16 protein-coding genes are annotated in these 18,202 nt (G+C 68.9%); 11 read left to right on the top strand and 5 right to left on the bottom strand.

What is annotated here, in order from left to right; genetic code table 11:
• The first annotated feature begins 92 nt into the window (after nt 1-92).
• The 3 genes from ASC79_RS04995 (at nt 93) to modA (ending at nt 3,462) form a co-directional block, all read left to right on the top strand.
• Nucleotides 93-1,670: a 2-isopropylmalate synthase gene (locus ASC79_RS04995; protein WP_056020543.1), complete on the top strand. Its 1,578-nt coding sequence runs from the start codon at nt 93-95 to the stop codon at nt 1,668-1,670.
• A 101-nt stretch (nt 1,671-1,771) separates the two neighbouring features.
• Nucleotides 1,772-2,650 carry a DMT family transporter gene (locus ASC79_RS04990; RefSeq protein ID WP_056020540.1) on the top strand — a complete coding sequence of 293 codons (879 nt, stop codon included), beginning with the start codon at nt 1,772-1,774 and terminating at the stop codon, nt 2,648-2,650.
• Nucleotides 2,651-2,697: 47 nt separating this feature from the next.
• Nucleotides 2,698-3,462 (top strand): molybdate ABC transporter substrate-binding protein, encoded by a 765-nt coding sequence (modA, locus tag ASC79_RS04985; protein WP_056020537.1) that lies wholly within the window; start codon nt 2,698-2,700, stop codon nt 3,460-3,462.
• On the opposite strand, the gene ASC79_RS04980 is transcribed toward modA, so the two are convergent.
• Together ASC79_RS04980 and ASC79_RS04975 are read right to left on the bottom strand one after the other, a co-directional pair.
• Entirely contained in the window at nt 3,459-3,812 is a 354-nt protein-coding gene (locus tag ASC79_RS04980) for a hypothetical protein (RefSeq protein WP_056020534.1), read from the bottom strand. The genes modA and ASC79_RS04980 overlap by 4 nt on opposite strands.
• 32 nt (nt 3,813-3,844) lie before the next feature.
• Nucleotides 3,845-5,371, bottom strand: coding sequence for an ABC-F family ATP-binding cassette domain-containing protein (locus ASC79_RS04975; RefSeq protein ID WP_056020531.1), 1,527 nt, complete (start codon nt 5,369-5,371; stop codon nt 3,845-3,847).
• A 222-nt stretch (nt 5,372-5,593) separates the two neighbouring features.
• Between ASC79_RS04975 and ASC79_RS04970 the strand changes: the two genes are divergently transcribed.
• From ASC79_RS04970 to rodA, 6 genes are all read left to right on the top strand, one after another.
• Complete coding sequence (locus ASC79_RS04970) at nt 5,594-6,997, top strand: sensor histidine kinase (protein ID WP_162244256.1); 1,404 nt, start codon at nt 5,594-5,596, stop codon at nt 6,995-6,997.
• A 232-nt stretch (nt 6,998-7,229) separates the two neighbouring features.
• The gene (locus ASC79_RS04965) at nt 7,230-8,273 is read left to right on the top strand and encodes a rod shape-determining protein (protein ID WP_056020526.1); all 1,044 of its coding nucleotides are present in this window, start codon (nt 7,230-7,232) and stop codon (nt 8,271-8,273) included.
• Nucleotides 8,274-8,336: 63 nt separating this feature from the next.
• Nucleotides 8,337-9,488, top strand: coding sequence for a rod shape-determining protein MreC (gene mreC, locus ASC79_RS04960; RefSeq protein ID WP_056020523.1), 1,152 nt, complete (start codon nt 8,337-8,339; stop codon nt 9,486-9,488).
• Nucleotides 9,489-9,998, top strand: coding sequence for a hypothetical protein (locus tag ASC79_RS04955; protein WP_056020520.1), 510 nt, complete (start codon nt 9,489-9,491; stop codon nt 9,996-9,998).
• Between the two features lie 12 nt (nt 9,999-10,010).
• On the top strand, nt 10,011-12,029 hold the full coding sequence (mrdA, locus tag ASC79_RS04950) for a penicillin-binding protein 2 (protein WP_056020519.1): 2,019 nt from the start codon (nt 10,011-10,013) through the stop codon (nt 12,027-12,029).
• Nucleotides 12,026-13,180, top strand: a complete 1,155-nt coding sequence (gene rodA / locus ASC79_RS04945; protein WP_056020516.1) for a rod shape-determining protein RodA — start codon at nt 12,026-12,028, stop codon at nt 13,178-13,180. The genes mrdA and rodA overlap by 4 nt, the downstream gene beginning before the upstream one ends.
• A gap of 15 nt (nt 13,181-13,195) precedes the next feature.
• On the opposite strand, the gene pip is transcribed toward rodA, so the two are convergent.
• The gene (gene pip, locus ASC79_RS04940; RefSeq protein WP_056020513.1) at nt 13,196-14,188 is read right to left on the bottom strand and encodes a prolyl aminopeptidase; all 993 of its coding nucleotides are present in this window, start codon (nt 14,186-14,188) and stop codon (nt 13,196-13,198) included.
• A gap of 10 nt (nt 14,189-14,198) precedes the next feature.
• Complete coding sequence (locus ASC79_RS04935) at nt 14,199-15,185, bottom strand: alpha/beta fold hydrolase (RefSeq protein ID WP_056020511.1); 987 nt, start codon at nt 15,183-15,185, stop codon at nt 14,199-14,201.
• Between the two features lie 103 nt (nt 15,186-15,288).
• Here ASC79_RS04935 and ASC79_RS04930 point away from each other — a divergent pair, with 103 nt between their 5' ends.
• A complete protein-coding gene (locus ASC79_RS04930; RefSeq protein WP_056020508.1) occupies nt 15,289-16,500 on the top strand; it encodes a multidrug effflux MFS transporter in 1,212 nt (403 codons plus the stop codon).
• Here ASC79_RS04930 and ASC79_RS04925 read toward each other — a convergent pair.
• The gene (locus tag ASC79_RS04925; protein ID WP_056020505.1) at nt 16,491-16,862 is read right to left on the bottom strand and encodes a DUF423 domain-containing protein; all 372 of its coding nucleotides are present in this window, start codon (nt 16,860-16,862) and stop codon (nt 16,491-16,493) included. The genes ASC79_RS04930 and ASC79_RS04925 overlap by 10 nt on opposite strands.
• 56 nt (nt 16,863-16,918) lie before the next feature.
• On the opposite strand from ASC79_RS04925, the gene ASC79_RS04920 reads away from it, so the two are divergent.
• Nucleotides 16,919-18,064 carry an L-lactate dehydrogenase gene (locus ASC79_RS04920; protein ID WP_056020502.1) on the top strand — a complete coding sequence of 382 codons (1,146 nt, stop codon included), beginning with the start codon at nt 16,919-16,921 and terminating at the stop codon, nt 18,062-18,064.
• Nucleotides 18,065-18,202 lie beyond the last annotated feature (138 nt).

The following is an 18,202-nucleotide window of genomic DNA, read 5'->3' as shown; positions in this document are numbered from 1 at the left end:
CCTTTAGGCTGCGCGACTTCGCGGCCGGGCGCTCAGGGGACAATTCACCCGCTCGCCCGCCCCAACAGAATACCCGCGAAGAGAGTTCGCAAATGACCAACGTTTCTGACGCCGCCGCCCGCGATTCTCGTGATCGCGTGATTGTCTTCGACACCACCATGCGCGATGGCGAGCAGTCGCCCGGCGCGTCCATGTCGTTGGACGAAAAGCTGGAACTGTCGAAGATCCTCGAGGACATGCGGGCCGACGTCATCGAGGCCGGCTTCCCGATCGCCTCCAACGGCGACTTCGAGGCGGTCCGCGAAATCTCGAAGATCGTCACCGAGAGCACCATCTGCGGCCTCGCCCGCGCCGGGATGGTCGACATCGAGCGCTGCGCCGAGGCCATCCGCCCGGCCAAGCGCGGCCGGATTCACACCTTCCTGTCGACAAGCCCCAGCCACCGCGACCACATCCTGAAGGCCAGCCAGGAAGACATCCTGGAGATGATCACCAAGTCGGTCGGCCACGCCCGCAACCTGTGCGGCGACGTCGAATGGTCGGCGCAGGACGCCACCCGCACCGAACAGGAGTTCCTGCGCCGCTGCGTTGAGGCCGCGATCAAGGCCGGCGCCAAGACGATCAACATCCCCGACACCGTCGGCTACACCTATCCTTCGGAATACGCCGACATCTTCCGCGACCTGATCGAGAACGTGCCCGGCGCCGATACGGTCATCTTCTCCACCCACTGCCACAACGATCTGGGCCTGGCCGTCGCCAACAGCCTGGCCGGCGTTCAGGGCGGGGCCCGCCAGGTCGAGGTCGCGATCAACGGCATCGGCGAGCGCGCCGGCAATGCGGCCCTGGAAGAAGTCGTCATGGCCCTGAAGGTCCGCGGCGACGCGCTGCCCTACCATACGGGCATCGAGACCCAGCACATCACCCGCGCCAGTCGCTACGTCTCGGCCATCACCGGCTTCCCGGTGCAGTTCAACAAGGCGATCGTCGGCAAGAACGCCTTCGCCCACGAGAGCGGCATCCACCAGGACGGGATGCTGAAGGACCGCGGCACCTACGAGATCATGAGCCCCGAGACTGTCGGGCAGGGCGCCTCGAACCTGGTCATGGGCAAGCATGCGGGCCGGGCCGGCTTCCGCGAGAAGCTGAAGGAATTGGGCTACGAGCTGGGCCAGAACGCCCTGAACGAAGCCTTCCAGCGTTTCAAGGACCTGGCCGACAAGAAGAAGCACGTCTTCGACGACGACATCATCGCCCTGGTCGACGACGCCCTGGCCTCGGGCGCCGACCGCATCCAGGTCAAGCACCTGCGCGTGATCGCCGGCACCGACGGTCCGCAGGAAGCGACCCTGACCGTGACGGTCGATGGCGAGGAGCGCGCCGCGACCGCCACCGGCGACGGGCCGGTAGACGCGGTGTTCAACGCCATCCACGAGGTGGTGCCGCACACCGCGATCCTGCGCCTGTTCCAGGTGCATGCGGTGACCGAGGGCACCGACGCCCAGGCCCAGGTCTCGGTGCGTCTGGAGGAGGACGGCCGCATCGCGACCGGCCAGGCCGCCGACACCGACACCCTAACCGCGTCGGCCAAGGCCTATGTCAACGCGCTGAACAACCTCTTCGCCCGCAAGGAAAAGAGCGCGCCCGACGCGATCGCCTCGGGCTTCTGATATCCGCTCGGCCCCAAACCCGGGGCCTCCTATCGGAACAGCCCGCGCCGCGACCCGGCGCGGCTTCCCGCCTGCGCGGGAATTGAGCGGATCATCGTGACATGCTCTGGATCATTCTGACGGCGGCGGCTGCGCCGCTGCAGGTGGCGCGCAACGCGCTGCAGCGCGGCCTGGTGGGCGACGCCGGACCGTGGGGCGCGACGCTGGTGCGGTTCCTGTTCGGCCTGCCGTTCGCCTTGCTCATCTTCGGCGCGGTCGCCCTGGCGACCCCCGACGCCGACCCGCGCTTCTCGTGGCGCTTCGCCCTGGCTGTGGCGAGCGGCGCGGCCGGGCAGGTCGCGGCGACCGCCGCGCTGCTGGTGGCCATGCGCCGTTCCGGCTTTGCGGTCGCGACCTTCATGCAGCAGTCGTCTCTGCCGCTGGCGGCGCTGATGGGGGTTGTGGTCGGTGACAGGCTCAGCCTCCATGCCTGGCTGGGCGTCGCGGCGACGACGGCGGGGCTGGCGGTGCTGTCTTGGCCAAAGGCCGGGGCGGACAAGGGGGCGGCGCGCGGGGCGCTGTTCGGACTGGCTTCAGGCCTGGCCTTCGGGGTCACCCTTAACGCCTATCGGCAGGCTGGCCTGGCGCTCGATCCTGCCCACCCGATCTATGCGGCGACGGCCTCGGTCTGCATCGCTCAGGCGCTGCAGTCCTCGGCGCTGTTGGCGTTTCTGGGGATGACCCGGCCAGCAGCGCTGCGGGCGGTGTTCGCATCCTGGCGGCAGTCGCTGGGCGCGGGTTTCTGCGGCGCGGCGGCGTCGGCCTGCTGGTTCGCGGCCCTGGCGCTGGCGCCGGCGGGCGCCGTGCGCGCCGTCGGAGTCATCGAGGCGCCGATCGCCGCCGCCGCGGGCCGTCGGCTGTTCAAGGAGAAGCTGAGCCTTCGTCAGATGATCGGCGGGGCGGCGACGGCGATCGGCGTGGTGATGACCGCGCTCTGGTGACCTGAACGACTTGTTTGGTTATGCGATGGCCGTTGAATAGGAACCCGATGCGCAAGCTTCCCTTGATCCGATGGGCCGCGGGCCTGCTGGCCGCCGTCCTCATGGCCGGAGCGGCTCACGCCGCGCCGCTTACCGTCTTCGCCGCCGCCTCGCTCAAGAACGCCCTCGACGAGGTCGGGGCCGAGTACGAGAAGGCCGGGGGCGAGGTGCGTTTCTCCTATGCCGCTTCATCGGCGATCGCCCGCCAGATCGAGCAGGGAGCGCCGGCCGACATCTACGTCTCGGCCGATGTCGACTGGATGAACTATCTGGCCGCGCGCAAGCTGATCGTGACGGCCAGCCGGCGCGATCTGCTGACCAACCGCCTGGCCCTGATCGCGCCGGCCGACTCCAAGGTCGCGCTGAAGGTCGGCAAGGGGATGCCGATCGCCAAGGCCCTGGGGCAGGGCCGGCTGGCCGTGGCCGGTCCCGACGTGCCGGCGGGCAAGTACGCCCGCGCCTCGCTGACCGCCCTCGGAGTCTGGGACGGCGTCTCCGGCAAGCTGGTCCAGGCCGAGAACGTCCGGGCGGCGCTGCAGTTCGTGGCGCGCGGCGAGACCCCGCTGGGGATCGTCTACGACACCGACGCCAAGGTGGAGCCCAAGGTCCGCATCGTCGGCCTGTTCCCGGAAGGCGCGCACCCCCGGATCGTCTATCCGGCCGCGGTCGTGGCCAGCTCCAAGAACCCGGATGCCGCGAAGTTCCTGGCCTTCATGGGCTCGCCGAAGGCTGCGGCGGTGTTCCGCAAGTACGGCTTCGTGGTGCTGCGTTAACGCGCCTTGCGGCGGGCCAGCCACATCGGAAGCAGGGCGGCGACCACGCCTGCGACGTTGGAAACGAGATCCTTCCACTGGAAGGTCCCCGACACCACGCCCAGGATCTGGCTCAGCTCGAGCCCCGCGCCCAGGGCCAGGTAGAAGCCGCCGATCTTCCACGGCTTGATCTTCGGCAGCGCCAGGATCGACAGCACCGTCAGCAGATAGCCGTAGATGATGTGCATCACCGCGTCGGCGGGCGGCGCCCACTTCTTGGCGTTGTAGTTCGGGTCCAGGGCGCCGACGACGCACACGGCCAGGACGACGAGCAGGGCGGCGCGACCGGCCCAGGTGATCACTTTCTGCATGCCCCCGACTTAAGGCGTTTCGCGTCCTGCGCCTATTGGGCGGCGAAGAACGCTTCGGGGCCCTCGACCTCGACCAGCCGGCCCTTGCGGATCTCCAGGAAGCGGGTGGCGGCGCTGCGGGTGAAGTAGCGGTCGTGGGAGACGAACATGCAGGCGGTGTCAGCGCTTTCCAGCTGCGCCTCCAGCGCCTCCTGGCCCTCGATGTCGAGGTGGTTGGTCGGTTCGTCCAGCAGGTAGAGGTTGGGCCGCGCCAGCTTCATGCGCAGGAAGACCAGCCGCGCCCGCTCGCCATAGCTGAGGTCGCCGATCGGACCCTTGATCCGCACATAGGGAAATCCCGCCTTGGCCAGCAGGGCGTTGGCGTCGCGGTCGGTCGCCCCCTCGGCCGAGGCCACATAGTCCAGCAGGCTGATCTTCAGCGGCAGGTCGGCCATCTTCTGATCGAAATAGACCAGCCGGCTCTGCGGATTGAAGCTGATCGGCGCCTGACCGTCATAGTGCTCCAGGTCCGGATCGAAGGCGCGGGCGAGGGCGGACAACAGCATCGACTTGCCGGCGCCGTTCACGCCCAGCAGGGCGATGCGGTCGCCGCGGGCGACATTGAGGCGATCGATCACGAACAGCTTGCGCCCCTCGCCGGGCGTGGTGACCGCGTAGTCGCGAATGCGCAGCGCCACCTTGGCGTCCATGTCGCCGTCATGCAGCTCCAGCCGCCGTTCGCGCGCCGAATAGGCGCCGGTGCGGTCGGCTTCGATCCGCTCGATGCGCTTCTCGGTGGCCTTGGCGCGCTTGTGGAAGGCGTCGTTCTTCACGCCCCAGACGCGGTAGCGCGCCGCCACCTTCTGCAGGCGCTCGATCTCCTTGCCCTCCAGCTGCCGGCGCACGGCGTCGGCGGCGTCGCGCTGGAGCAGCGCCTCGCGCGCCTCCACGAACGGCGTCCTGAAGCTGTGCGCCCCGTCAGCCCGCAGGAACAGGGTGCGCGTCGTCGTACGCTGCAGGAACTCGCGATCGTGGCTGACGATCAGCATCGGCAGCCGGTCGTCCTGCGCCAGCCAGGTCTCCAGCGTGTTGATGTTCGACAGGTCGAGGTGGTTGGTCGGCTCGTCGAGGATCAGCAGGTCGGGCTCGGAAAGCCTTGCCGCCGCGGCGATGAGCAACAGCCTCTGCCAGCCGCCGCTCAGCGAGCCGAAAGGCTGCTGCGCGGTCTCGTAGGACACGCCGATCTCGTCCAGCAGGACGTCGACCTTCCAGTCCTCCGAGCCGTCGGAGAGGGGAAGGGCGGCCTCCAGAACCTCGCGGACGCTCTTATCGCCCAGGCCCGGCGGGGTCTCCTGGGGGACGTATCCGATCTTCAGGCCGCGAGAGCGGACGATCTGGCCGTCCATCAGCTCCAGTTCGCCCAGCAGGCACTTCAGCAGCGTCGACTTGCCGGCGCCGTTCTCGCCGACCAGGGCGGTGCGCGCATCGTCAAGCTGGAAGCTGACCCCTTCGAATACCTTGTTGGATCCATAGAAGAAGCTGGCGCCTTCGACGCCCAGGACGGCCTGGCGAGATGACATCTTCGTGCACGGAACATTCGACCGGGATGGTCGGTAGACGGGAGCGCCTTTGTAGGCCTGGGGTTGCTGCTTGGCTGTAGCGTCAGAGAAACAGTCCACGCATTGTCCACAGCAGAGTCGTCAATGTCGCCGACTCGACGGAACAATCTGGGGAGCTGACTGATTTGAGGCCCTAAATGCGTAGTTTCGGGCGGCGATATGGACGACGTCGGGGGAATGCAGATGGGTGAGGCTGGCCTCTACGGCCGCCCGGCCGTCGCTGAAGTCCTGCTCAGGCGCGCCTTCCAGTCCTGGGAGGGCCTGCTGGAACGCCTGCCGATCGGCGTCTATGTCTGCGACCGGAAAGGCGTCGTCCTCCACTACAACAGCCGCGCGGTGGAGCTTTGGGGCGGAACGCCGCCTCCCGCCGGCGAGAGCCCGCCGTTCGAACGGACCTTCCACACCGACGGCGCCCAGATGACGGCCGAGCAGTCGCCGGTGTCCGTGGCGCTGGCCACCGGCGCGCCGGTGAAGGACCGCGAGGTCATCATCCAGCAGCTGGACGGCCGGCGCACCCACCTGCTGGCCAATGCCGAGCCGCTGTTCGACGAGGCCGGGCGGCTGATCGGCGCGATCAACTGCCTGCAGGACGTCACCGAACTGCGCCAGGCGCGGGAGATGCTGCGCAACCGCCAGGCCTGGACCCAGCGGATCGTCGAGACCTCGCCGATCGCGATTTACCAGACCGATCCCGAGGGGCGGGTGCTGAGCTACAACCACGCCGCCGTCACCCTCTGGGGACGTGAGCCCAAGCTCGGCGAGGATCTCTGGTGCGGGTCGCACAAGCTCTACGAGCCCGAGGGCGCGCCCCTGCCGCTCGACCGCTGTTCGATGGCGGTGGCGCTCAAGGAGAGGCGGCAGATCGCCGGGGCCGAAGCGATCTTCGAGCGGCCCGACGGCACCCGCGGCGCGTTCCTGGCCTATCCGACCCCGCTGGCCGGCGCCGACGGGGAGGTGGTCGGGGCGATCAACATGCTGGTCGACGTCACCGAGCGCAAACGCGCCGAGGACCTGCAGAAGACCCTGCTCGACGAACTGAACCACCGGGTGAAGAACACCTTGGCGACGGTGCAATCGCTGGCGGCGCACAGCTTCCACGACGTCGGCGACCCGGCCGGCATGCGCCAGGCGTTCGAGGCGCGGCTGATGGCGCTGTCGGGCGCACACAACCGTTTGGCCGAGCGCCGGTGGGAGGCCGCCGACCTGGGCGATATCGTCGCGGGGGTGCTGACCCCCTTCGGCGCGGACGTGGCGATCTGCGAGGGGCCGTCGGTGCAGCTCTCCACGCGCGCCTCGGTGACCTTCGCCATGGTGCTGCACGAGCTGGCGACCAACGCCGCGCGGCACGGGGCGTTGTCCGCGCCCCTGGGCCGGCTGCTGGTCCACTGGACGCGCGCCGGGGACTTCCTGTTCCTGGAATGGCGCGAGACGGACGGCCCGCCGCCGGCCCAGCCGGCGCGCCGCGGCTTCGGACTGCGCTTCATTCGGGGCGCGGTGGAGCGCGAGCTTACGGGACAGGTCGAGGTCGACTTTGCGGAAAGTGGTCTCCGCTGCCGTATTTCCGCCCCGATTTCAGCGACGGTTTGACCCGATCCCTCACCGTTGGGCAGCTTGTTGGAGCGCGTCCTACTTCACACGTGCGACGCGAAACCACAGACGTGTCATTAAGCCTTGAAATCAGCCCACTTGCAGGGCACACGGACCTTCTGTCCTGCAAGCGGAGGCTGGCGCCGTACGGCGTTTCGAGTTTCGAAACGAAGCGTCGGCAGCCTGGGCTTTGCATACCCCAATTCCGCTCCCCCACCCTCCAGGGCCCTGCATGATCTCGTCCCTCTTCGGCGCCATTTCGAACGACATCGCCATCGATCTCGGCACCGCGAACACGCTTATCTATATGAAGGGCAAGGGGATCGTTCTGAACGAGCCCTCCGTCGTCGCCCTGCGTAACGTCGGCGGCCGCAAGGTCGTCCACGCCGTCGGCATCGAAGCCAAGCAGATGCTCGGCCGTACGCCCGGCCACATGGAGGCCATCCGCCCCATGCGCGACGGGGTCATCGCCGACTTCGAAGTGGCCGAGGAGATGATCAAGTACTTCATCCGCAAGGTTCACAACCGCAAGGGCTTCGTGAATCCGAAGGTGATCGTGTGCGTGCCGTCGGGCGCCACCGCGGTCGAGCGCCGCGCCATCAACGACAGCTGCCTCAACGCCGGCGGCCGCCGCGTCGGCCTGATCGACGAGCCGATGGCCGCCGCCATAGGGGCTGGCCTGCCGATCCACGAGCCGACCGGCTCGATGGTGGTCGACATCGGCGGCGGCACCACCGAGGTGGCCGTCCTCTCGCTCTCGGGCATCGTCTACTCGCGTTCGGTCCGCGTCGGCGGCGACAAGATGGACGAGGCGATCATCAGCTACATGCGCCGCAACCATAATCTCCTGATCGGCGAAACCACCGCCGAGCGCATCAAGAAGGAGATCGGCACCGCCCGCGCTCCGGCCGACGGCGAAGGCCTGTCGATCGAGGTCAAGGGCCGCGATCTGATGCAGGGCGTGCCGCGCGAAGTGCGCATCAGCGAAAAGCAGGCCTCGGACTCGCTGGCCGAGCCGGTCGGCCAGATCGTCGACGCCGTGAAGATGGCGCTTGAAGCCACCCCGCCGGAACTGGCCTCCGACATCGCCGACAAGGGCATCATGCTGACGGGCGGCGGCGCGCTGCTGCGCGGCCTGGACGCCGAGATCCGCGACCACACCGGCCTGCCGGTGACGGTGGCCGACGACCCGCTGTCGTGCGTGGCCCTCGGCTGCGGCAAGGTGCTCGAACATCCGAAGTGGATGAAGGGCGTCCTGGAGTCCACCCTGGCGTAGAATTGCCGAGTCGCGGTCTGGGGGAGGGCTCCCAGGCTGCGCCTTTAGGGCGAGCAAGTTCAGGTGGCTCTTCGCGAGAACCCGTTTGGTGAACTGAAGGTCCCCCTGGCCTGGACGGCCGGGGTCGCCCTTGTCGTCGCCATGGTGGTGGCGCTGGTCCTGCTGATGTCGGACCGCCGCGAGACCTTCCAGACCGAAGCCTATGGCGCATCGCGCAAGGTCGGCGACGCCATCGCCGCGCCGGTCACCGGCGTGCTGGCCACGCCCGGCGAGTGGATCGGCAACGGCGTCGATGGGATCCGCGGCTACTTCTTCGCAGTGTCCGAGAACCGCCGGCTCAAGGAAGAGCTGCGCGAGGCGCGCCAATGGCAGGTCGCCGCCCTGGCCCTGCGCGACACCAATGACCGCTACAAGGCGCTGCTGGGCCTGAAGACCGACCCCCCGATCCCGATGGTCGCCGCCCGCACGGTCAGCGAGGCGAGGGGGCCGTTCTCCAACACCCGCCTGGCCAACGCCGGGACTGAGAAGGGCATCCAGCCGGGCAATCCGGTGATGAGCGAGAACGGCGTCGTCGGCCGCATCATCGGCGTGACCAACGGCGCCAGCCGCATCCTGCTGCTGACCGACATCGCCTCGCGCACGCCGGTGATGATCGATCGCACCAACGCCCGCGCCATCCTGGCCGGGGACGGCGGCCCCAATCCGCGGCTCGAGTACCTGCGCGGCCAGGACCCGGTGAAGCAGGGCGACCGGATCGTCACCTCCGGCGACGGCGGCGTGCTGCCGCGCGGCCTGCCGGTCGGCGTCGCGGTCAAGGGGCTGGACGGCCGCTGGCGCGCGGTGCTGGCCTCGGACGCCGCGCCCGTGGACTTCGTCCAGGTCATGCTGTTCCAGGACTTCTCGCAGCTTGCCGCCGCGGCTGCGGCGGAACTCAACCGGATGCCCGTGCCGCCGCCAGCCAATCCGCCGCCGACCGTGGGCGTGACCTCCACGCCGGTCGCCCCGGCCGCGACGGCCGGCGCGGCTGCGGCCCCCGCGGCCGCGCGCCCGGCCAGCGCCGCCCCTGCCGCGACACGTCCCGCGGCTCCTCGGCCAGCGGCCCCCCGGCCCGCGACGCCCAGGCCCGCGCCGGCGCGTCCGACGCCGTCGGCGGCGCCGCCGACCGCCCCCGCCGCCCAGCCGCAGGCTCCGCCGCCGGCGGAGATACCATTCTAGATGGCCGGCGCGCGTCCCATGGCTCCCTGGCGCTGGATCGGGGTCCCGATCGTTCAGTGCCTGATCCTGACCGTCCTCTTCTCACTGCCCTTCCGGCCTTTCGGCCTCAGCCTGCCTGAGCCGATCTTCCCGATGGTGCCGGCGTTCGCCTGGGCGGTGATCCGCCCCTCGATGCTGGCGCCCGCCGGGGTGCTGGTGATGGGCCTGTTCCTCGACATCCTCTGGGGCGCGCCGTTGGGCCTGTGGGCGCTGTCGCTGCTGCTGGTCTACGGCGCCGGCCTGGTCGGGCGCAGCATGATGGCGGGGCAGAGCTTTCCGGTGATGTGGGCCTGGTACGCGGCCGCGACCGGCCTCGTCCTGGGCGCGGCGTTCCTGTTCACGATGGTCGGGGCGCATGCGACAGCGGACCCCATCGCCATCGCGTGGCAATTCCTGGCTACAGTCATTTTGTTTCCGTTCGCGCATCTGCTCATCGACCGGTTCGAGGATGCAGACGTGCGTTTCCGTTAGGGTCCCGAAGCGATGGCCGAGCCGTCGATCTTCTTCTCCGAGGTCAATGAACGGCAGGGGGTCTTCCACCGCCGGATGTTCCTGCTTGGCGGAATCGCGGGCCTGGGCCTCGGCGCGCTGGGAGCGCGGCTCGCGCACCTGCAGATCATCGAGACCCAGCGCTACGAGAAGCTCTCGGCCTCGAACCAGTTCAACTTCCGCCTGGTGCCGCCTCCGCGCGGCCTGATCGTCGACCGCAACGGCGCGATCCTCGCCTCGAACCGCCCGAACTTCCGGCTCCTGGTCACGCGCGAGGACAACTCCACGGACATCGAGGGCACGCTCAAGACCCTGTCGACCTTCGTGCCCCTCGACGAGGCGCGTCAGCTGCGGTTGATCAAGGACATCCGGCAGACCCCCAAGCGGGTGCCCGTCTCGGTGGCCGAAGACATGAGCTGGGAAGAGTTTTCGGCCATCAATGTCCGCGCGCCCGAACTGCCGGGCGTCACCGCCGACATGGGCGAGGTTCGCGTCTACCCGCACGGCGGCGCCTTCGCCCACGTCATCGGCTATGTGGCCAAGGTCAACCGCGAGGACCTCACCCCGACGGGGCCCAATTCCGATCCCATTCTTCTGAACCCCGGCTTTCGGATCGGGCGCCAGGGCGTGGAGAAGGCCTTCGACCTGGACCTGCGCGGCAAGGCCGGCGCCCGCAAGGTCGAGGTCGACGCCAACGGCCGCGAGGTCCGCCAGGACGAGGCCGGGGACATCCCCAGCACCCCGGGCAAGCGGATCGAACTCACCCTGGACGTCGACGTCCAGAACCGCGCGCTCGAGGTCATGGGCGACGAGAGCGGGGCCATCGTCATGATGGACTGCCGGACCGGGGACCTGCTGTGCATGGCCTCCTCGCCGAGCTTCGACGCCAACCGCTTCGTCAAGGGCCTGTCGGGGCCGGAGTACCGGGCGCTGGCCCAGTACGAGCGCAAGCCGCTGCTCGACAAGGTGATGACCGGGACCTATCCGCCGGGCTCGACCTTCAAGCCGACCGTGGCCCTGGCCGCGCTGACCGCCGGCATCGACCCGGAGGTGAGGATCCACTGCTCGGGCGGCTGGTACTGGGGCGGGCGCACCTGGCGCTGCTGGAAGCATGGCGGGCACGGCTCGCAGAACATGCACGACGCCATCAAGAACTCCTGCGACGTCTATTTCTATCAGACGGCGCTGCGGATGGGGCCGGATCCGATCGCCAAGGCGGCCCACGCCATGGGCTTTGGCCAGATCTTCGACATCGGCATTCCCGGCCAGAAGAAGGGCGTCGTCGGCTCGCGCGAGTGGAAGCGCAAGGCCGTCAAGCGTGAGCCGGTCTGGCAGCCGGGCGACTCCGTCAGCTACGGCATCGGGCAGGGCTATGTGGCGGTGAACGCTCTGCAGCTGGCGGTGATGACCGCGCGGCTGGCCAACGGCAAGAAGGCGCTCAACCCGCGGCTCATCAAGTCGGTCGGCGGGGTGGAGATGCCCCACGGCGACGACGCGCCCGACCTGCCGTTCAGCAAGGAACAGCTGGACTATGTCCGCGGCGGGATGGTGGCCGTGGCCAACGACACCGGCGGCACCGCGTATCGCCAGAGCCAGCTTGGCCTGGGAGACATCCAGATGGCCGGCAAGACCGGTACGGCCCAGGTGCGCTCCTATGCGGGCCTGGCCTCGCGCAGCAGCGCCGGGGTCACCTGGCGGCTGAAGGACCACAACCTGTTCGTCGCCTTCGCCCCGGTGGACGACCCGCGCTACGCCGTGGCGGTCATCGTCGAGCACGGCGGCCTGGGCGGCGCGACCGCCGGCGCGCCGCGGGCCCGTGAGGTCATGCGCGTGGCGTTGATGAAGGACCCCGAGCTGCGCTCGCGGATCGAGACCGCGATGCCTATGCCCGAGGCGCCCGAACCGATGGAGGCCGAAGGCGTCGCGCCCGGAGCTCCGACCGTGACCCCGGCTCCCGCGCCGGCTCCCGCCGCGCCGGCGGCGCCGACCACCACCACCGGAGGCGCAGTATGACCGTCAGCGCCCTGACCCGTCCTGGCGAACGCGACCGCCTGGTCGTCAAGATCGCGGAGATCGACTGGCTGTTCGCCCTGGCGCTGTGCCTGATCGCCGGCGCCGGCGCGTTGATGATGTTCTCCATCGCCGGGTCCTCATGGGATCCCTGGGCCGCCAAACACCTGAGCCGCTTCGCGCTCTGCTTCGTGCTGATGATCGGCCTGGCGATGATCGACCTGCGGGTCTGGTTCGCCATTGCCTATCCCTTGTACGGCATAGGCTTGCTGCTGCTCGTGGCCGTCGAGGTGGTGGGCGACGTGCGCATGGGCGCGCAGAGATGGCTGGCCTTCGGGCCGTTCAGCTTCCAGCCCTCCGAGATCATGAAGCTTGGCATCGTGCTGGCGCTGGCGCGGTTCTACCACGGCATCTCGGCCGACAGCGCGCGCCTGTCCTGGTGGCTTCTGGTCCCGGCGGCGATGATCGGCGCCCCGACGGTGCTGGTCATGCACCAGCCCGACCTCGGCACCGCCATGCTGATCGCCATGACCGGGGTGGCCATCGTCGTGCTGGCCGGCCTTTCCTGGCGGATCATCTTCGCGGGCATCGCCGCCTTCGTGGTGGCCGTGCCGCCGCTGGTCATGTTCGTGCTGCACGACTACCAGCGCAAACGGGTGCTGACCTTCCTGGACCCGGAGAGCGATCCCTCGGGCTCGGGCTATCACATCCTGCAGTCCAAGATCGCGCTGGGGTCCGGCGGCTTCTTCGGCAAGGGTTACGGCCTGGGCTCGCAGAGCCAGCTGAACTTCCTGCCCGAGAAACAGACCGACTTCATCTTCGCCACCCTGGCGGAGGAGTTCGGCTTCCTCGGCTGCTTCTCGCTGCTCTTCCTCTATGCGGCGGTGATCTTCATGGCGCTGCGGACCTCGGCCCTGGCCCACTCGCACTTCGGCCGGCTGTCGGCGGCGGGGACGACGGCGACCTTCGCGCTCTATGTGCTGATCAACGGGGCGATGGTCATGGGCCTGGCGCCGGTCGTGGGCGTGCCGATGCCGCTGCTGTCCTACGGCGGCACCGTCATGCTGACCGTGATGATCGGCTTTGGCCTGGTCCAGGCCGTGCGCGTCCACCGCTATTCGGAAGTCACCAGCGGCAAGGGCGCGCTGATGTAGGAGGCCTGCCAGGCGCTAGAGCTTCAGCGCCTGGTCAGTCGCCCGCACCAGGCCGTCGACGATGCCGGGTTCGGTCGAGGCGTGGCCTGCGTCCCAGACGATGTCGAAATTGGCTTCCGGCCAGGCGGTCTTCAGCCGCCAGGCGCTGTCCATCGGGGTGACCACGTCGAACCGGCCCTGGACGATCCAGCCCGGGATGCCGCGGATCTTGTCGATGTTGTTCAAGATCCAGTTGTCTTCCTTGAAGAAGCCGCCGTTGGCGAAGAAGTGGCACTCGATCCGCGCGAACGCGATTGCGAAGTCGATCTCGTTGAACTTCGAGGGCCGCGCCTCGGGGCCGCGGATCGAGATCGTGTCGCCTTCCCACTGGCTCCAGGCGGCGGCCGCCTCGGCCTGGATGCGACGGTCCGGATGGGTGAGCCGCTTGTGGAAGGCGCTCATCATGTCGCCGCGCTCGGCTTCCGGGATCGGCGCGCAGAACCGCGCCCAGGCGTCCGGGAACAGCATCGAGGCGCCTTCCTGGTAGAACCAGCGCAGCTCGCGCTGGGTCAGCAGGAACACCCCGCGGAGCACCAGCGCCTCGACCCGGTGCGGATGGGTGATCGCGTAGGCGAGGGCGAGGGTGGAGCCCCAGGACCCGCCGAACACGGTCCACTTCTCGACGCCCAGGTGGATGCGCAGCCGCTCGATGTCCTCGATCAGCGTCCAGGTGGTGTTGTCGTCCAGGCTGGCGTTGGGCCGCGACTTGCCGCAGCCGCGCTGGTCGAACAGCGCCATCCGCCACTTCGCCGGGTTGAAGAACCGGCGCATGGTCGGGTTGATCGCCCCGCCGGGGCCGCCGTGCAGGATGACGCACGGCTTGCCGTTCGGATTGCCGCACTCCTCATAGAAGATCTCGTGCGGGCCGCCGGTCGGCAGCCAGCCGTAGGCATGGGGCTCGTTGTCCGGGAACAGCCCCTTGCGGTGCGCGGTGGTCGAGACGGTGAGCGGCGGGGTGTAGCGTTCCATCCTCGCCAGTCTACTTCGGGAAGCGGCGCTCCATCCAGTCCAGGATGAGCCGGTTCACCTCTTCGGGTTTCTCCTGCTGGGTCCAGTGGCCGCTGTCCTTGATCAGCACCTTTTCCAGGTCGCCGATCACATCCTCCATGCCGTCGGCCATGGCCGGGGACAGCACCACGTCCTTCTCGGCCATGATCATCAGGCAGGGGATCCCGTCGATCCGCGTCGGGAAGTCCGCCGAGCGCTCCCAGTTGCGGCTGAAGTTGCGATACCAGTTGATGCCGCCGGTGAAGCCGCTGGCCTCGAAGGTCTCGACGAAGGCGGCCAGTTCGTCGGCGTTCAGCAGCTGGTTGGCGGTGTCGCTCTTGTCCCAGGCCTTCAGCGCGTCGCCGAAGGCGAAGGTCGAGCCGCCGGCGGGCGGCGCGGCGGCCTGCTCCACGGCGGCCGGCTTGCGCATGAAGAAGCGCATGGTCTTGTCCACGTCGGCGGCCAGGGCCGCGTCGGCGATCGCCGGCTTCTGGAACCAGACGATGTACATGTCCTCGCCGAACACCTTGCGCATGCCCTCGATCGGGTCGAGCGGCGCGCGGCGCATGAACGGGGTGTTGAGCCCGATGATCCCCGCCACGCGGTCCGGATGCATCAGCGGCAGTTGCCAGACGACGATCCCGCCCCAGTCGTGGCCGACGAACACCCCCTTGGCCGCGCCCAGATGGTCCAGCAGTCCGACCAGGTCGCCGGTCAGGTGCTCCATGTCGTAGTCGGTCACCGCCTCCGGCCGCGAGCTCAGCCCATAGCCGCGCTGGTCCGGCGCAATCGCCCAGACGCCGGCCGCCTCGCAGGCCGCCAGCTGATGACGCCAGGAGAAGGCGAGCTCGGGGAAGCCGTGGCAGAAGATCAGCGGCACGCCCTGACCTCGCGGCCCGACCTCGTAATAGGCCATGTCGATTCCATTGACCTTGGCGTGCTGTACCGGGGGCATCTGGCGGGCGAGGGCGGACGACATGGCGGGCTTCCTCCGAATGTTTGGGCGCAGCTTGCCAGGGTTCCTTGCGCGGAAGGCAAGCCTCGCTTGGCGCCTGCCCGGCGAATGGCGCTAGAAGGGCCTGATGACCAGCCAGCAAGCCGCCGCCGACCGCACCCCCTGGGGCCTGGTGTTCCTGCTCGGGGCGCTGACCGCCTTCGCGCCCATGTCGATCGACATGTACCTGCCCAGCCTGCCGTCGATCGGCGCGGACCTGCACGCCAGCGCCGCCCAGACTCAGGGCACGGTGGCGGCGTTCTTCGCGGGCATGGCGATCGGCCAGTTCTTCTATGGACCGGCCTCCGACCGCTTTGGTCGGCGCGGGCCGATTCTGGTGGGCGTGGTGATCTACATCGCCGCCTCGATCGCCTGTGCGCTCTCGACCTCGGGCGACATGCTGATCGCCGCGCGCTTCGTCCAGGCGCTGGGCGGCTGCGCGGGCGGCGTGGTGGCGCGGGCGGTCGTGCGCGACCGGTTCAACCACACAGAGACGGCGCGCATGCTCTCGCTGCTGACCCTGATCATGGGCCTTGCGCCAATTCTCGCCCCGATGCTGGGCGGCCTGCTGCTGACCGTCGGCGGCTGGCGGCTGAACTTCTGGGTGCTGGCGCTGTTCGGCGTCGGCTGCGGCGTGGCGACCCTGCTGTGGCTCAAGGAATCCCGTTCGGACGAGACCGCCGCCCAGGCGGCGTCGGAAAGTCCGCTGCGGGCCTACCTCGCCCTGCTGCGCCAGCCGCGGCTGGTCGGCTACGCCCTGGCTGGGGCGCTCAACGGCGCGACTCTCTTCACCTACATCTCCGCCTCGCCGGACCTGCTGATCGGGACCTACGGGATCTCGCCCCAACACTTCGGCTGGGTGTTCGGCCTCAACGCCGCGGCGGTGATCGGCGCGAGCCAGGTCAACCGCTACCTCCTGCGCCGCGCGACGCCGGACGAGGTGCTGTCGCGCGCCAGCATCGCGGCGGTCGTCGCCTCGATCGCGCTGGCCCTGGCGGCGCTGACGGGGATCGGAGAGCGCTGGACCATCCTGCCGCTGCTCTTCCTGCTGCTGGCCAGCTACGGATTCATGCAGGGCAACACCATGGCGGGGGCGTTGAACGTCGATGTCCGCCGCGCAGGCTCGGTCTCGGCCCTGATGGGCGGCGCCTCGTTCGGCGTCGGGGCGCTCGCGGCCACGCTTTCAGGCGCGTTCCACGACGGCACGCCGCGGCCGATGGCCATCGTGATGGCTCTGGCGGTGATCGGCTCGGCGGTGGCGCTTCGCGCTCTGGCCCTGCCGAAGCCGGCTCAGTCCTGAGGTTTCTGCAGCGCCGCCCAGGCCAGCACCGCCCAGCCGATCAGGAACAGCGTCCCGCCGATTGGCGTGATCGCCCCGAACCAGCGCGGCGCGCCCAGCGCCATGGCGAACAGCGAGCCTGAAAAGATCACCACGCCGGCCAGGAACAGCGGCGGCGTCACCCGCGCCAGTCGCCCGCCGGCCTTGACCACGCTCACCGCCGCAAAGACCGCCAAGGCGTGCAGGAAGGCGTAGGTCGCCCCCGTATGCATCCATTCCTTGGCTTTCGGATCGGTCACGCCATGGGCGGCGAAGGCGCCGAACGCGACGGCGAGAAAGCCGCAGATTGCGGCGGCGGACGTCCAGGCACGCAGATTGCTCATGCACTCTGCCTAGCGACTCTGACTATCGATGACCACAAGAACAGGGGAGGTGGGGAATGAGCCCAGCATCGGTCGCCGACTACCGCGAGCTCGCGAAGCGACGCCTGCCGAAGATGTTCTTCGAATACATCGACGGCGGCTCCTACGCCGAGGTCACGCTGGAGCGTAACGTCGCCGACATCGAGGCCCTCGCCCTGCGCCAGCGCGTGATGCGCGACATGACCCAGCTGGACATGTCGGTCGAGGTGCTGGGCCAGAAGATGACCATGCCGATCGGCCTGTCCCCCGTGGGCATGGCCGGCATGTACGCCCGCCGCGGCGAAGTGCAGGCCGCCAAGGCCGCCGCCGTGGCCGGCGTCCCGTTCTGTCTTTCCACCGTCGGAGTGTGCTCGGTCGAGGAGGTCGCCGAGAGCGGCACGCCCCCCTGGTTCCAGCTCTACATGCTCAAGGACCGCGGCTACATGCGCGAGCTGCTGGGCCGAGCCAAGGCGGCCGGCTGCCCGGTGCTGGTGTTCACCGTCGACCTGCCGCTGCCCGGCGCGCGCTATCGCGACATCCGCTCCGGGTTCACAGGCGCGCCGCCGGTGGCGGGGGCGATCAACACGGCCTGGCAGGGCGTCACCCATCCCGAGTGGCTGTGGGACGTGTGGCTGAACGGCCGCCCGCACAGCCTCGGCTCCGTGTCCGGCGCGATTCCCCAGGGGCGCAGCGTCACCGACTTCCTGTCGTGGATCGCCAAGAATTTTGACCGGTCGGTCACCTGGGCGGACCTCGACTTCGTCCGCCAGCACTGGGACGGTCCGATCGTGATCAAGGGCGTCCTCGATCCCGAAGACGCCCGCGACGCGGTCCGCGCGGGGGCCCAGGGGCTGGTGGTGTCGAACCACGGCGGCCGCCAGCTCGACGGCGTCCGCTCCTCGATCTCGGCCCTCCCGGCGGTGGTGGATGCAGTTGGCGGCGATCTTGAGGTGTTCATGGACGGCGGCATTCGCTCCGGCCTCGACGTCCTCAAGGCGCTCAGCCTCGGCGCCAAGGCCTGCTTTATCGGCCGGGCCTGGGCCTATGCGCTCGGCGCGGGCGGCCGACCGATGGTCGCCAAGATGCTCGGAACGCTGCGAGCGGAGCTGGCGACAGCCATGATCCTGACAGGCTGCAATTCGGCGCGAGACGCTGATAAGTTGCTACTAGACGTCGCACCGTAGAAAATCTTTTCAAACCGGGGCGCTTACGCCCATCGACAAGGGCTGATCTTGCCGGGTAAATGCGCGCCGAATTTGCGCGCAACAACGGTCGCCGAAAGCCGGCCTTCCCGCGCGCCTGAGTTTTGAGAGCGAGGTATC

Source organism: Phenylobacterium sp. Root1290 (genome assembly GCF_001425305.1).
GTDB lineage: Bacteria > Pseudomonadota > Alphaproteobacteria > Caulobacterales > Caulobacteraceae > Phenylobacterium.
This window is presented reverse-complemented; position numbering and strand designations above follow the sequence as displayed.

What these genes read in the sequence shown, in the direction of transcription:
- ASC79_RS04995 (WP_056020543.1), top strand. Translation starts at nt 93, where the DNA reads ATGACCAACGTTTCTGACGCCGCCGCCCGCGATTCTCGTGATCGCGTG.
- ASC79_RS04990 (WP_056020540.1), top strand. Translation starts at nt 1,772, where the DNA reads ATGCTCTGGATCATTCTGACGGCGGCGGCTGCGCCGCTGCAGGTGGCG.
- modA (WP_056020537.1), top strand. Translation starts at nt 2,698, where the DNA reads ATGCGCAAGCTTCCCTTGATCCGATGGGCCGCGGGCCTGCTGGCCGCC.
- ASC79_RS04980 (WP_056020534.1), bottom strand. Translation starts at nt 3,812, where the DNA reads ATGCAGAAAGTGATCACCTGGGCCGGTCGCGCCGCCCTGCTCGTCGTC.
- ASC79_RS04975 (WP_056020531.1), bottom strand. Translation starts at nt 5,371, where the DNA reads ATGTCATCTCGCCAGGCCGTCCTGGGCGTCGAAGGCGCCAGCTTCTTC.
- ASC79_RS04970 (WP_162244256.1), top strand. Translation starts at nt 5,594, where the DNA reads ATGGGTGAGGCTGGCCTCTACGGCCGCCCGGCCGTCGCTGAAGTCCTG.
- ASC79_RS04965 (WP_056020526.1), top strand. Translation starts at nt 7,230, where the DNA reads ATGATCTCGTCCCTCTTCGGCGCCATTTCGAACGACATCGCCATCGAT.
- ASC79_RS04955 (WP_056020520.1), top strand. Translation starts at nt 9,489, where the DNA reads ATGGCCGGCGCGCGTCCCATGGCTCCCTGGCGCTGGATCGGGGTCCCG.
- mrdA (WP_056020519.1), top strand. Translation starts at nt 10,011, where the DNA reads ATGGCCGAGCCGTCGATCTTCTTCTCCGAGGTCAATGAACGGCAGGGG.
- rodA (WP_056020516.1), top strand. Translation starts at nt 12,026, where the DNA reads ATGACCGTCAGCGCCCTGACCCGTCCTGGCGAACGCGACCGCCTGGTC.
- pip (WP_056020513.1), bottom strand. Translation starts at nt 14,188, where the DNA reads ATGGAACGCTACACCCCGCCGCTCACCGTCTCGACCACCGCGCACCGC.
- ASC79_RS04935 (WP_056020511.1), bottom strand. Translation starts at nt 15,185, where the DNA reads ATGTCGTCCGCCCTCGCCCGCCAGATGCCCCCGGTACAGCACGCCAAG.
- ASC79_RS04930 (WP_056020508.1), top strand. Translation starts at nt 15,289, where the DNA reads ATGACCAGCCAGCAAGCCGCCGCCGACCGCACCCCCTGGGGCCTGGTG.
- ASC79_RS04925 (WP_056020505.1), bottom strand. Translation starts at nt 16,862, where the DNA reads ATGAGCAATCTGCGTGCCTGGACGTCCGCCGCCGCAATCTGCGGCTTT.
- ASC79_RS04920 (WP_056020502.1), top strand. Translation starts at nt 16,919, where the DNA reads ATGAGCCCAGCATCGGTCGCCGACTACCGCGAGCTCGCGAAGCGACGC.